Source organism: Streptomyces sp. NPDC030296, from assembly GCF_055572815.1.
The window spans coordinates 46,463-59,140 of sequence record NZ_JBVICQ010000011.1; the positions used below are offsets into that span (position 1 = coordinate 46,463).

Here is a 12,678-nt window from a genome sequence, read left to right on the forward strand (position 1 = left end):
TGGTCCGCCCGCTCCCTGACCAGCCACGAGCCGGCCGGAAGTGGATCGGCGGCCCACCCGGAACGGATTTCCAAGCAGCCGGATGGGGATGCTAGAGTTTCACTCGTTGCAAGGGCCTGTGGCGCAGTCCGGTAGCGCACCTCGTTCGCATCGAGGGGGCCAGGGGTTCAAATCCCCTCAGGTCCACGCAGCTCAGAGCCCCCAGTGGTATCACCACTGGGGGCTCTGACGTGTTGTCAGGCGGGTGTCGTGGGGGCGTTGGGCGTCACGGCGGTGATCGTGTCGAAGTAGGGCCAGCCGTCCAGTTCGACCGTGTGGGCGGACGGGGAGCGGTCCAGGGTGGGGGCCGCGGCGTCCAGAAGGCGGCGGACCGTGGCGGGTTCGTAGAGGTTGAGCCAGGTGTGGTCCGGCAGGCGGACCAGGTCGCCGGCCGCGAAGTAGCAGCTGGAGACGACCCGGTTCTCAGCCGGCGCGAAGACCAGGACCAGGCGGCGGCGCCGGGGGCCCTCCGGATAGAGCGTGAGCTTCAGCAGGCAGTGGCCGTGAGTGCGGTGGGAGCGTCGGCGGACCGTCCAGAGCCAGGTGGTGTCACCCACGACCATGCGGCGCAGACGGCGGTTCTCGTTCACGGGGTCACGGTAGGGGGCGGGAGGCGACGGCGGCATGGGGATTTTCCCGCCGCCGGGCTGACCGGCCCCGACCGCCCCTCGCTGCCGCGCCGTGCCGCCGTGTTGCGTCAGAGCGGCTTCGCGAAGCAGAGGCTCAGTTCGTGGAAGCGGTAGTAGCCGAACTTGGCGCAGGGCTCGTAGCCGCTGGAGGCGTAGAGGGCGACGGCCTCGGGCTGCTTCGTGCCCGTTTCGAGGACCATGCGCGTGCGGCCGGCCGCGCGGGCGTCGCTCTCCAGCTGGGTGAGGATGCGGCGGGCCAGGCCCAGGCCGCGGGCGGCCGGGGTGACGTACATGCGCTTGATCTCGGCGTCCCCGTCCAGGTAGCCCTCGTCGCTCGCGTCCTGGGAGCGCCAGCCGCCCGTCGCGACCGGTCTGTCCTGGCCGTCGTAGGCGATCAGATACAGCCCGGTCGGCGGCATGAAGTGCGCGGGGTCGACATGGGTGGCGTCCCCGCCGTCGCCGTAGCGGACGGCGTACTCGGCCTGGACCTCGTCGTTCAGCTTGACGGCGTCGGGGTGGTCGAAGCGTACCGGGCGGATAATCATGTCGTGGATCGTACAACTATGCATGTGTCCGGGGGTGTGAGCGGGCTCGTCGGAATCTGGACACAGTCCAATGTACGGGTATCGTGCAGCGGTGCTCACTGTGACCTCTGTGAATGTGAACGGGCTTCGGGCCGCCGCGAAGAAGGGCTTCGTGGAGTGGCTCGGCGAGACCTCCGCGGACGTGCTGTGCCTCCAGGAGGTGCGGGCCGAGCCCGGGCAGCTGCCCGAGGCGGTGCGGGAGCCCGACGGGTGGTTCGTCGTGCACGCGCCGGCCGCCGCCAAGGGGCGCGCGGGGGTGTCGCTGTACACCCGGCGTGAACCCGACGGGGTGCGGGTGGGGTTCGGGTCGGCCGAGTTCGACGGCACCGGACGCTATGTCGAGGCCGATCTGCCCGGCGTCACCGTGGCCAGCCTCTATCTGCCCTCCGGTGAGGTCGGAACCGAGCGGCAGGACGAGAAGGTCCGGTTCATGGGAGAGTTCCTGCCCTATCTGAAGGAGCTGCGCGAGCGGGCCGCCGCCGACGGACGTGAGGTCGTGGTGTGCGGCGACTGGAACATTGCCCACCGCGAGGCCGACCTCAAGAACTGGCGCGGCAACGTCAAGAACTCCGGGTTCCTCCCGGAGGAGCGCGCCTGGCTCGACCGGGTCTTCGACGAGGCCGACGGCGGCTATGTCGACGTCGTGCGCGCCCTGCACCCGGACGTCGAGGGGCCGTACACCTGGTGGTCGTACCGGGGGAGGGCTTTCGACAACGACAGCGGATGGCGCATCGACTACCACGCGGCCACCGCCCGGCTCGCCGGCAAGGCGGTCAAGGGGTTCGTGGAGCGGGCCGCCACGCACGGGGAGCGGTGGTCGGACCACGCCCCGGTGACCGTCGTCTACGACCTCTGACCGGGCCGAGGGCGGCTTCACGGCCGGCTCCTGTCGCACTCGCTCCGGATCACTGACGGATTCTGCGGCACTCGCTCCGGATCACTGACGGATTCTGCGGCACTCGCTCCGGGCGGCTGTGTGGTCGGCCCCGGCTACGGCTGCTCGTTCCCCCGGCCGGCCTGCCGCAGGCGTCGGTCCAAGGCCATTGACAGTTCTGCCTCCGCCACGCTCTTCGCCAGGGGGCGGAGGCGTTCGAGGTCTTCGGGGGTGTGGTCGGGGTGGTTGAGGACGAGGTCGGTGAAGAGGGCGGCCAGGGCTTCCGCGTGGGTGCGGACCTGGCGGCCGGTGGCGAGGACGTCGGCCAGGGGGATGCCCTCGCGGACCAGGGCGGCGGAGGCGTCGAGGAGGCGGCGGCTGATGTGGACGATCTCGCCGCCGTCGGTGGCGAGGTAGCCGAGGTCGAGGGCCGCGGAGAGGTTCTCGGGGGTCGCCTGGTCGCCGAAGTGGTCGGCGAGGGCCTCGGGGGTGAGGCGGACCGGGGTCTCCTCGGTGGGTTCGCCGAGGCCCAGCAGTTCGCCCACGTCGCGGCCCTGGTCGAAGGCCTCGGCCAGTTCCGCGATGCCGTTCAGGGTGTGGCCGCGCTCCAGCAGGGCCGAGATCGTGCGCAGCCGGGCCAGGTGTGTGTCGTCGTACCAGGCGATGCGGCCCTCGCGGCGGGGCGGCGGGATCAGTCTGCGCTCCCGGTAGAAGCGCAGGGTGCGTACGGTGATGCCGGCCTCCCTGGCCAGCTCCTCCATGCGGTACTCGCGTCGCTCGCCGTCTGCTGCCACGTGGGAAGCCTATGTTGTACCGGCGGTAACTCGGCACCGTCCGACCCCTACCCATCGGTACGGTCCTGCCCTACTCTCGCCACTGCGCCAGTGATTACTGGCGTGGACGTGGGGTGCGGACGCAGGGTGCGGACGCGGTGTGCGCACGCGATGAGGCGTGGAGGTACCGGATGGCCGAGCAGGAGCACAGGCAGGGGCACGCGGACGGGGGCGGGGGTGAGTCCTCGTACCCGCACGTCCGGGTCGCGGTGATCGGGGCCGGGTTCGGCGGGCTGGGCGCCGCCGTACGGCTGAGGCGGGAAGGGATCACCGACTTCGTCGTGCTGGAGCGGGGCGGCTCGGTCGGCGGCACCTGGCGGGACAACGACTACCCGGGGTGCGCCTGCGACGTGCCGTCGCACCTGTACTCGTTCTCCTTCGCGCCCAACCCGGACTGGCCGCGCACCTTCTCCGGGCAGGAGCACATCCGGGCCTATCTGGAGCACGTCGCCGATGTCTTCCGGCTGCGGCCGCACATCCGGCCGCACTGCGAGGTCAAGCGGATGAGCTGGGACGGGAAGCGGCTGCGCTGGGAGATCGAGACCAGCGGCGGGCGGTTCTCCGCCGATGTCGTGGTCTCCGCCACCGGGCCGCTCTCCGATCCCAAGGTCCCCGACATCCCCGGCATCGACTCGTTCCCCGGCGAGGTGTTCCACTCCGCGCGCTGGAACCACGACTACGACCTGCGCGGCAAGCGGGTCGCGATGGTCGGCACGGGGGCCTCGGCGATCCAGATCGTGCCCGCGATCCAGCCCGAGGTCGGCCGGCTGACCCTGTTCCAGCGGACCCCGCCGTGGGTGCTGCCCCGCGTCGACCGCGACATCAGCCGGGCCGAGCGGTGGCTGCACCGGCAGCTGCCCTTCACCACGCAGGCCCGGCGCGGACTGCTGTGGGGCATCCGGGAGCTCCAGGTGCAGGCCTTCACCAAGCGGCCCGAACAGCTGGGCCTGGTGGAGCGGATGGCCCGGCGGAACATGGCGCGGGCGATCAAGGACCCCGCCCTGCGTGCCAAGCTCACCCCCGACTACCGCATCGGCTGCAAGCGGATCCTGCTGTCGAACACCTATTATCCGGCGCTCACCCGGCCGAACGTCGACGTGGTCGCCTCCGGGCTCACCCGCGTCGAGGGCTCCACACTCGTCGCGGCCGACGGGACCACCGCCGAGGTCGACGCGATCGTCTTCGGCACCGGGTTCCACGTCACCGACATGCCCATCGCCGACCGGGTCGTGGGCGCCGACGGCCGGACCCTCGCGGAGTCCTGGGCGGACGGCGGGATGCGGGCGCTGCGCGGGGCGTCCGCTGCCGGGTTCCCGAACTGGATGACGATCATCGGGCCCAACACGGGCCTCGGGAACTCCAGCATGATCCTCATGATCGAGTCCCAGCTGAACTACATGGCGGACTTCCTGCGGCAGTTGGACGTGCTGGGCGGCCGGGTCGCCCTCGACGCCCGGGCCGACGCCGTGGACGCCTGGAACCTGCGCGTGCAGAAGCGCATGGAGCGGACCGTCTGGAACACCGGCGGCTGCACCAGCTGGTACCTCGACGCGCACGGGCGCAACACCACCATCTGGCCCGGCACGACCACGGAGTTCCGCGGCGCCACCCGGCGGGTGGATCTCGCCGAGTACGAGGTGCTGCGGGTGCCGCCGCCCGGTGCGGGGAAGACGCGGGGGACGACCGCGACCGAGGCGACGAAGGTGGAGGCCGGGGCGTGACCCGACTGACCCATGTGAAGCACGGGCCCTACGCCCCGCCCGCCGCCGTACGGGAGTTGACGGCCGTGTCCGCCGACGGCGCGCGGCTGCACGTCGAGATCCACGGGCCGGACGACGCGCCCGCGGTGGTGCTCGTGCACGGCTGGACCTGCTCGACCGCGTTCTGGGCGGCGCAGATCCGGGACCTCGCCGTCGACCACCGGGTGATCGCCTACGATCAGCGCGGCCACGGCCGCAGCCCCGCCGCCGACCTGTGCAGCACGGACGCCCTCGCGGACGACCTGGAGGCGGTGCTCGCGGCGACGCTCGCGCCCGGCGAGAAGGCCGTGCTCGTCGGGCACTCCATGGGCGGGATGACGCTGATGGCCGCCGCGACTCGGGTCGGCGTCCAGGAGCACGCGGCGGCGGTACTGCTGTGCAGCACAGGCAGTTCGAAGCTGGTGTCCCAGGCGCTCGTCGTGCCCGGCCGCCCCGGACGGATGCGCACCTGGCTCACCGCCAAGGTCCTCGGGTCGCGGGCGCCGCTCGGGCCGGTCACACCCCTCGCCCGGCGGATCCTGAAGTACGCCACCATGGGCCCAGGTGCGTCGCCGACGATGGTCGAGGCGTGCGCGCGGATCGTGCACGCGTGCCCGGCGCGGGTGCGGCACGCCTGGTCGCACGTCCTCGACACGCTCGACCTCGACCACGGGGTACGGGCCTTGACGGTGCCGGCCGCCGTCCTCGTGGGCACGGCGGACCGGATGACTCCGCCGGTGCACGCCCGGACGCTGGCCGCCGCGCTGCCGGACTGCGTGGGCGTGACGGAGCTGACGGGTGTGGGGCACATGGCGCCGGTGGAGGCACCGGAGGCGGTCACCGCCCGGATACGCGGGCTGGTGACGGCGTACGGACCACGGACCGAGCGGGACGAGCTGGAGGAGGCGGGCGCATGAGCAGGGGCGGCAGCAGGGGGAACGTCCTGGAGGGGCGGGTGGCGGTGGTCACCGGGGCCGCGCGGGGCGTGGGGGAACTCCTCGCCCGCAAGCTCTCGGTGCGCGGGGCGAAGGTCGCGCTCGTCGGGCTGGAGCCGGACGAGCTGAAGGGGGTCTGTGAACGGCTGTACGGCGAGAGTGAGTTCTGGCACGCCGACGTCACCGACCACGAGGCGATGGCGCGGGTCGCCGCCGAGGTGAAGGAGCGCTTCGGCCGGGTGGACATCGTGGTCGCCAACGCGGGTGTCGCCAACGGCGGTCCGTTCGTCGACTCCGACCCGGACGCCTGGCGGCGGGTCATCGAGGTCAACCTCGTCGGATCGGCCGTGACCGGGCGGGTGTTCCTGCCCGCGCTCGTGGAGAGCCGGGGGTATCTGCTGCAGATCGCCTCCCTCGCCGCGATCACGCCGGCGCCGATGATGACGGCGTACTGCGCGTCGAAGGCAGGCGTCGAGGCGTACGCGCACAGTCTGCGGGCCGAGGTCGGGCACAAGGGCGTCGGGGTCGGGGTCGCGTATCTGTCGTGGACCGACACGGACATGGTGCGCGGGGCCGATCAGGAGCACGCCATGCGGGAGTTGCGGCAGCGGCTGCCGTGGCCGGCCGGCAAGACGTATCCGCTGGGCCCGGCCGTGGACCGGATCGTGGCCGGGATCGAACGGCGGTCCGCGCATGTCTACGGGCAGTGGTGGCTGCGGGGCATGCAGGGCGTGCGCGGGTATCTGCCGGGCCTCATCGGGGCGTTCGGGCCGCGTGAGGTGCGGCGGTTCGAGGGACGGCTGCGCGGGGCGCCGACCGGGCTGGTGGGGGCGGGCGGTGCCGCCGACGAACGGGAGCGCCGGGTGGTCGGTGACCGTGAGTGAGTGATCGAAATGCGTTGAATGTCCGCCCGTGTTTGTCTGGTCGAGGCCCGATCCCCTCACCCACATTGGGAGTGAAACCACATGGGCATGAAGGACCAGTTCCAGGAGAAGACCGAGCAGCTCAAGCACCAGGCGCGGCAGAAGGCCGGGCGGGCTCCGCAGGAGTCGGAGCGACTGTCCCCCGAGGAGCGTGCGCGTCAGGAGCGTGAGCGGGCTCAGCAGCAGCCTGGGCAGCGCGGCCGGCAGCCGCAGGGCGAGCACGAGCGCGGCCGCGACCTGCGGGACGCCGAGGACCGGTTCCAGCAGGACTACGACATCTGAGTCGAGCGTCCGCTGATGGTCCTGAGCGGGGCGCCCTCTTCACCGAGGGTGCCCCGTTCTCATGTCCGCCGCCGGTCCTCGTCGACAACTTCGCAGCCGACGTTCCCCGTCGGCAACCTGTCAGCCGCTGCGCCCCGCCGGCGACTTCTCAGCCGCTGCGCCGCCGACAGCTTCTCAGCCGCCGTTCCTCGGCGGCAGCTTCGGGCGGGACCTGTCCGGCACGTTGCCGTAGTCCGGGGGGTTCGCGGCGGGGTGGGTCTTGAGGAGGTCCAGGGCGAGCGTGACCGCGGCGTCGAGCTGGGAGTTGCGGCCCTCCGCCCAGTCGAGCGGGGTGCGGTGGACCTCGACGTCGGGCAGGACGCCCCGGTTCTCGATGGACCAGCCGTACGCGTCGAACCAGGCGGCGTTCATGGGGACCGTGATGACGGTGCCGTCGCCGAGCTGGTGGCGGCCGGTCATGCCGACGACGCCGCCCCAGGTGCGCAGGCCCACCACCGGGCCGAGTTCGAGGAGCTTGAAGGCGGCCGTGATCATGTCGCCGTCGGACGAGGTCGCCTCGTCGGCCAGCGCGACGACCGGCCCGCGCGGCGCGTTGGAGGCGTACGACACCGGCTGCGCGCCCCGGGTGAGGTCCCAGCCGAGGATCCTGCGGGTGAGTTTCTCCACCACCAGTTCGCTGATGTGGCCGCCCGCGTTGCCGCGCACGTCCACGATCAGGGCCGGGCGGGAGACCTCCATGCGCAGGTCGCGGTTGAACTGGGCCCAGCCGGAGCCGCCCATGTCGGGGATGTGGAGGTAGCCGCAGTGGCCGCCGCTGAGTTCGTGGACGACCTCGCGGCGTTTGGCGACCCAGTCCTGGTAGCGCAGGGGGCGCTCGTCGAGCAGGGGGACCACGGCCACCCGGCGCGCGCGGCCCTGGCCCTCCGCCGGGGTGAACGTCAGCTCCACCGTCGTGCCGCCCGCGCCCGCCAGCAGGGGGAACGGGCCCGTCGTCGGGTCCACCGGGCGGCCGTCGACATGGGTCAGGACGGCGCCCTCGCGGATGCCCGTACCGGCGAGCGGGGAGCGGGCCTTGGAGTCCGAGGAGTCGCCGGGCAGGACCCGGCGGACCTGCCAGCCGTCGTCCCGGCGCACGAAGTTGGCGCCGAGGAGGCCCTGGCGGCGCTGGTAGTGGGGCGGGCCCTCGTTGCGTCGGGCGGCGGACACATAGGCGTGGGAGGTGCCCAGTTCGCCGAGGACCTCGCGCAGGAGGTCGGCGAACTCGTCCGGGGAGGCGACCCGTTCGACGAGGGGCCGGTACTGGTCGAGGACCCCGGCCCAGTCGACGCCGCTCATGCCCGGGTCCCAGAAGTGGGCGCGGATCAGCCGGCCCGCCTCGGCGTAGGACTGGCGCCACTCGGCGCCCGGGTCGACCTCGTGCATGATGCGCCGCAGGTCGATCCAGACGGTGCTGTCGCTGTCGCCGGACTCGGTGGACGGCACGGCCCGCAGGTCGCCCTCGTCGACGACCACGAGGCGGGTGCCGTCGCCGCTGACCGCGAACCAGTCGAGGTGGGAGACGAGTTCGGACCTTTTCGCCTTGCTGATGTTGAAGTACTCGAGGGTCGGGCGCCCGGTCATGTCGTCGGGGTTGGCGAAGGTCTCGCCGAGGGCGCCGGAGATCGGCCAGCGCAGCCAGACCAGACCGCCGCCGTTCACCGGGCACAGCGCCGAGTACTTGGAGGCGGTGACGGGGAAGGGCGTGACGCGGTTCTCCAGGCCCTCGGCCTCCACGGTGACCGCCCCGCCGGTCTCCTCGTCCCCGCCGGGGTCCATGCCCCCGGCGACCGGGCGGCCGTCGGGGTTGAGGGCGAACGGGGAGGGCGTGGCGGAGGAGAGCGGGACCAGGTAGGGGCGGCAGCCGAGGGGGAAGGACAGGTCGCCGGTGTGGACGTCGTAGACCGGGTCGAAGCCGCGCCAGGACAGGAAGGCCAGATAGCGGCCGTCGCCGGTGAACACCGGGTTCTCGTCCTCGAAGCGGCCGCCCGTGACGTCGACGATCAGCCGGTCCTTCAGGCGGGCCATCTTGATCTGGCGCAGGCTGCGGCCGATGCCCGGATGGGACCAGGCCAGCCAGCTGCCGTCGGGGGAGAACGCGAGGTCGCGGACGGGCCCGTTGATCGAGGCGATGATCTCGGTGACCTCGCCGTTGGACTCCTCCGTGGCGTCGAGCAGCAGCAGCCGGCCGTCGTGCGCGGCGAGGGCGAGGCGCTCGCCCGCCGGGTCGGAGACCATCTCCAGGACACGGCCCACCGCGCCGGACGCTAGACGGCGGGGCTCGCGGTCGCCGGTGGCCCGGGGGAGGTAGGCGATCTCGATCGCGTCCTCGCCGTCGGCGTCCGTCACGTACGCGACCTGGCCGCCGACGCCGAGCATCTCGGGCAGCCGGACGCGGACGCCGGGGGTGTCGGTGATGGTCCGGGCGGGTCCGTCGCGGTGGGTCAGCCAGTACAGGCTGCCGCGGACGACGACGGCGCTGGCCCGGCCCGTCTCGTCGACGGAGAGGCCGTCGACGTGCTGCGCGGCCGGCACCTGGTACGGCCGCCGCCCGGTGAGCGATCCGCCGAGGCGGATGTCGAGCCGGCGCGGTACGGCGTCGGGGGCGAGGTCGTCGACGATCCACAGGTCGCCCGCGCACTGGTACACCACCCGGCTGCCGTCGCTCGCCGCGTGCCGGGCGTAGAAGGCGTCGTGGTCGGTGTGGCGGCGCAGGTCGGAGCCGTCGTACGCGCAGGAGTAGAGGTTGCCGACGCCCTCGTGGTCGGAGAGGAAGGCGATGCGCCCGCCGACGAACATGGGGGAGTGCACATGCCCTTCGAGGTCGGGCAGCAGCCGCTCGCCGTGCAGCCAGAGGCGGCCCGTGGCGCCGCCCCGGTAGCGCTTCCACGAGGCCGGTTCGTGCGGGGGTGTGCCGGTGAGCAGCAGTGTGCGGCGCTCGCCGTCGATCTCGGCGACCTGGAGGGCGGAGACGGGGCCCCAGGGCAGTTTGCGGCCGGGGTCGCCGTCGGGCCGGACCTTGTACGCCCAGGTGTAGTGAGAGAAGGGCTCGCCGTGCGAGGCGACGGCCAGGATGTCGGAGCGGCCCTCGTCGTCGGGGGGTGTCCAGCCGCAGACCTCGGTGTCGGGGCTGCCCCAGTGGGTGAGGCGGCGCGCGGGCCCGCCGCCCTCCACCGGCGCCAGATGGATCTCCGGGAGGATGCTGCGCCAGCTCGTGTACGCGATGTGGCGGCCGTCCGGCGAGAAGCGCGGGGTGGCGGCCTTCGTGCGGTCGACGGTGAGGCGCCAGGCGCGGTCGGAGCCGTCGAGCGGGGCCAGCCACAGATCGTCCTCGGCGACGAAGCAGACGCGGTCGCCGCCGATGTGGGGAAAGCGCAGGTAGCCGGGGGTGCCCCGGCCGCTTCCGGTCTCGTATGAGTCGCTCACCTCCCCATGCTTTGCCGGGTCGGGGGGCGCGGCAACTCGTGCGCGGGGCGTTCGGGGGGCGGTTCCGGGGCGTCCGGGGTGAGGGGCTGCGAGGCACGCGACTCAGGGCCCGTGACCCAGAACGCGAACGAAACCGTTTCGTTTCTATGGGGCTCGGGGTATCGTCACGGTGTACGAAACGGTTTCGTTCGAGAGGGTGGGTCGACCGGCCCGAGCCCCGGCACGTGACCGGTAGCCTTGTCGTCTCGAACGTCCAGTGGGAGTGGGGAGAGTGGGATGACTGAGACCGCGACGGCGCGCCGCAGTCGACTCACGCCCAAGCGCGAGGCCGAGCTGTACGCGGCCGTGCTCGACCTGCTCCGGGAGGTCGGCTACGACGCCCTCACCATGGACGCCGTGGCCGCCCGCACCAGGTCCAGCAAGGCCACCCTCTACCGCCAGTGGGGCGGCAAGGCCGAGCTGGTCGCGAAGGCGATCGGCAAGGAGAAGTCGATGGGCGCCCGCGCCGTCGACACCGGATCCCTCCGCGGTGACCTGCACGCACTGGCGCGGCGCGAGGACGACTGCGTCATGGAGCAGAACTCCGCGCTCATGCGGGGCCTGGCCATGGCGGTGCACACGAACCCCGAGCTTCTGGTGGCCTTCCGGGAGTTCCTCATCGAACCGCAGGTCGCCGAGTTCCGGCGGCTGCTGGAGTGCGCGGTCGAACGCGGTGAGGTCCGGCCGGACAACCCGGCGCTCGACTTCGTGATGCACATGATGCTCGGTGCCTTCGTGACCCGGACGCTGCTCGAAGAGCTGCCTCCGACCCAGACCTTCCTCGTTTCGTACATCGACGCCGTGGTCCTCCCCGCCCTCGGTGTACCGACCGACTGACGCATCCCGAGCCATCGCCGCGTGACACGCGGCTGAGCCCCACCTGACGCCACCGCTCACGTCGTCGGGCCGATCGACCCTGTTCGCGTACTCCCCGGTACGGCAGCACACGGGCCGATCACCCCTGCCCTCCTGCACGTCCACGACCTGAACGGGAGTACCGCCCGTGGCCACATTCCTCTACAAACTGGGCCGACTCGCCTTCCGGCGACGACACTTCGTCGCCCTGATCTGGGTCGCGCTGCTGACCCTCGCGGGCGTCGGCGCCGCCTCCGCGCCCACCGCGGGCTCGTCCTCCTTCTCCATCCCGGGCACCGAGGCGCAGAAGGCCTTCGACCTGCTGGACCAGCGCTTCCCCGGCATGAACGCCGACGGCGCCACCGCACGCGTCGTCTTCAAGGCGCCCGCCGGCGAGAAGATGGCCGACGCCGCGAACAAGGCGGCCGTCGAGCGGACCGTCAAGGAACTGGACACCGGCTCCGAGGTCACCTCCGTCACCGACCCGTTCAAGAGCAGGTGGTCTCGAAGGACGGCACGATCGCCTACGCCCAGGTGCGGTACGAGGTCTCCGGCATGGAGCTGAAGGACGCCTCCAAGGACGCGCTGGAGGACGCCGCCCAGGGGGCGCGGGACAGCGGGCTGACCGTGGAGATCGGCGGTGACGCCCTCCAGGCCGTGCCGCACACCGGGAGCACGGAGGTCATCGGCATCGCGGTCGCCGCGGTCGTCCTCGTCATCACCTTCGGCTCGCTGGTCTCCGCCGGTTTGCCGCTGCTGACCGCCCTCGTCGGCGTGGGCATCGGCGTCGCCTCGATCACCGCGCTGGCGAGCGCCCTCGACCTCGGCACCACCACGTCGACCCTCGCGATGATGATCGGCCTCGCGGTCGGCATCGACTACGCCCTCTTCATCGTCTCCCGCTACCGCGCGGAGCTCGCCGAGGGCCGCGACCGCGAGGAGGCCGCGGGCCGGGCCACCGGCACGGCCGGCTCCGCCGTGGTCTTCGCCGGACTGACCGTCGTCATCGCCCTCGTCGGCCTCGCGGTCGTCAACATCCCGATGCTCACCAAGATGGGCGTCGCGGCGGCGGGCACGGTCGCCGTCGCCGTCCTCATCGCCCTCACCATGGTCCCGGCGCTCCTCGGCTACGCGGGCGCCAAGGTCCGCCCGGCGGGGCACAAGGCCCGCTGGATGGGCGGCGGTCGCGCCTCGGCGAAGGTCCTGTCCGGCGGGGGCGGGGCAGCGGAGAAGCCCAACATGGGGACGCGGTGGGCCCGTTTCGTGGTCCGCAGGCCGGTGATGGTGCTGCTCGTGGCCGTGATCGGCCTCGGCGCCGCCGCGATCCCGGCGAGCTCCCTCGAACTCGGCCTGCCCGACGACGGCTCCCAGCCGACGTCCACCACCCAGCGCCGCGCCTACGACCTCCTCTCCGAGGGCTTCGGCCCCGGCTCCAACGGCCCGCTGATGGTCGTGGTCGACGCGAAGTCCTCCAGCGACCCGAA

General features: G+C 72.3%; 10 protein-coding genes, 1 tRNA gene and 1 pseudogene. 8 read left to right on the forward strand and 4 right to left on the reverse strand.

What is annotated here, in order from left to right:
- Nucleotides 1-112: 112 nt before the first annotated feature.
- A tRNA-Ala gene (locus ACZ4Z3_RS29350) sits at nt 113-186 on the forward strand.
- Nucleotides 187-236: 50 nt separating this feature from the next.
- Here ACZ4Z3_RS29350 and ACZ4Z3_RS29355 read toward each other — a convergent pair.
- Together ACZ4Z3_RS29355 and ACZ4Z3_RS29360 are read right to left on the reverse strand one after the other, a co-directional pair.
- Nucleotides 237-629, reverse strand: a complete 393-nt coding sequence (locus tag ACZ4Z3_RS29355) for a hypothetical protein (RefSeq protein ID WP_468503855.1) — start codon at nt 627-629, stop codon at nt 237-239.
- A gap of 107 nt (nt 630-736) precedes the next feature.
- Complete coding sequence (locus tag ACZ4Z3_RS29360) at nt 737-1,213, reverse strand: GNAT family N-acetyltransferase (protein WP_468503856.1); 477 nt, start codon at nt 1,211-1,213, stop codon at nt 737-739.
- 70 nt (nt 1,214-1,283) lie between these two features.
- Here ACZ4Z3_RS29360 and ACZ4Z3_RS29365 point away from each other — a divergent pair, with 70 nt between their 5' ends.
- Nucleotides 1,284-2,108, forward strand: a complete 825-nt coding sequence (locus ACZ4Z3_RS29365; RefSeq protein ID WP_468503857.1) for an exodeoxyribonuclease III — start codon at nt 1,284-1,286, stop codon at nt 2,106-2,108.
- Nucleotides 2,109-2,242: 134 nt separating this feature from the next.
- Here ACZ4Z3_RS29365 and ACZ4Z3_RS29370 read toward each other — a convergent pair whose 3' ends face one another.
- A complete protein-coding gene (locus ACZ4Z3_RS29370) occupies nt 2,243-2,887 on the reverse strand; it encodes a MerR family transcriptional regulator (protein WP_468504036.1) in 645 nt (214 codons plus the stop codon).
- A gap of 203 nt (nt 2,888-3,090) precedes the next feature.
- On the opposite strand from ACZ4Z3_RS29370, the gene ACZ4Z3_RS29375 reads away from it, so the two are divergent.
- From ACZ4Z3_RS29375 to ACZ4Z3_RS29390, 4 genes are all read left to right on the forward strand, one after another.
- On the forward strand, nt 3,091-4,680 hold the full coding sequence (locus ACZ4Z3_RS29375) for a flavin-containing monooxygenase (protein ID WP_468503858.1): 1,590 nt from the start codon (nt 3,091-3,093) through the stop codon (nt 4,678-4,680).
- Nucleotides 4,677-5,615: an alpha/beta fold hydrolase gene (locus ACZ4Z3_RS29380; protein WP_468503859.1), complete on the forward strand. Its 939-nt coding sequence runs from the start codon at nt 4,677-4,679 to the stop codon at nt 5,613-5,615. Before ACZ4Z3_RS29375 ends, ACZ4Z3_RS29380 begins: the two co-directional genes overlap by 4 nt.
- The gene (locus ACZ4Z3_RS29385) at nt 5,612-6,517 is read left to right on the forward strand and encodes an SDR family oxidoreductase (protein ID WP_468503860.1); all 906 of its coding nucleotides are present in this window, start codon (nt 5,612-5,614) and stop codon (nt 6,515-6,517) included. Before ACZ4Z3_RS29380 ends, ACZ4Z3_RS29385 begins: the two co-directional genes overlap by 4 nt.
- A gap of 81 nt (nt 6,518-6,598) precedes the next feature.
- Nucleotides 6,599-6,838 (forward strand): hypothetical protein, encoded by a 240-nt coding sequence (locus ACZ4Z3_RS29390; protein ID WP_468503861.1) that lies wholly within the window; start codon nt 6,599-6,601, stop codon nt 6,836-6,838.
- Nucleotides 6,839-7,012: 174 nt separating this feature from the next.
- On the opposite strand, the gene ACZ4Z3_RS29395 is transcribed toward ACZ4Z3_RS29390, so the two are convergent.
- Nucleotides 7,013-10,300, reverse strand: a complete 3,288-nt coding sequence (locus ACZ4Z3_RS29395; protein WP_468503862.1) for a S41 family peptidase — start codon at nt 10,298-10,300, stop codon at nt 7,013-7,015.
- 276 nt (nt 10,301-10,576) lie between these two features.
- On the opposite strand from ACZ4Z3_RS29395, the gene ACZ4Z3_RS29400 reads away from it, so the two are divergent.
- Nucleotides 10,577-11,176, forward strand: coding sequence for a TetR/AcrR family transcriptional regulator (locus ACZ4Z3_RS29400; RefSeq protein WP_468503863.1), 600 nt, complete (start codon nt 10,577-10,579; stop codon nt 11,174-11,176).
- A 166-nt stretch (nt 11,177-11,342) separates the two neighbouring features.
- Nucleotides 11,343-12,418 (forward strand): annotated as a pseudogene (locus tag ACZ4Z3_RS29405) (MMPL family transporter); the annotation flags it as partial.
- Between the last annotated feature and the right edge of the window lie 260 nt (nt 12,419-12,678).

Bases quoted from the DNA above. Each gene is read 5' to 3' on its own strand.
- ACZ4Z3_RS29390 (WP_468503861.1), top strand. From the start codon at position 6,599: ATGGGCATGAAGGACCAGTTCCAGGAGAAGACCGAGCAGCTCAAGCAC.
- ACZ4Z3_RS29365 (WP_468503857.1), top strand. From the start codon at position 1,284: ATGTACGGGTATCGTGCAGCGGTGCTCACTGTGACCTCTGTGAATGTG.
- ACZ4Z3_RS29370 (WP_468504036.1), bottom strand. From the start codon at position 2,887: ATGGAGGAGCTGGCCAGGGAGGCCGGCATCACCGTACGCACCCTGCGC.
- ACZ4Z3_RS29360 (WP_468503856.1), bottom strand. From the start codon at position 1,213: ATGATTATCCGCCCGGTACGCTTCGACCACCCCGACGCCGTCAAGCTG.
- ACZ4Z3_RS29385 (WP_468503860.1), top strand. From the start codon at position 5,612: ATGAGCAGGGGCGGCAGCAGGGGGAACGTCCTGGAGGGGCGGGTGGCG.
- ACZ4Z3_RS29400 (WP_468503863.1), top strand. From the start codon at position 10,577: ATGACTGAGACCGCGACGGCGCGCCGCAGTCGACTCACGCCCAAGCGC.
- ACZ4Z3_RS29375 (WP_468503858.1), top strand. From the start codon at position 3,091: ATGGCCGAGCAGGAGCACAGGCAGGGGCACGCGGACGGGGGCGGGGGT.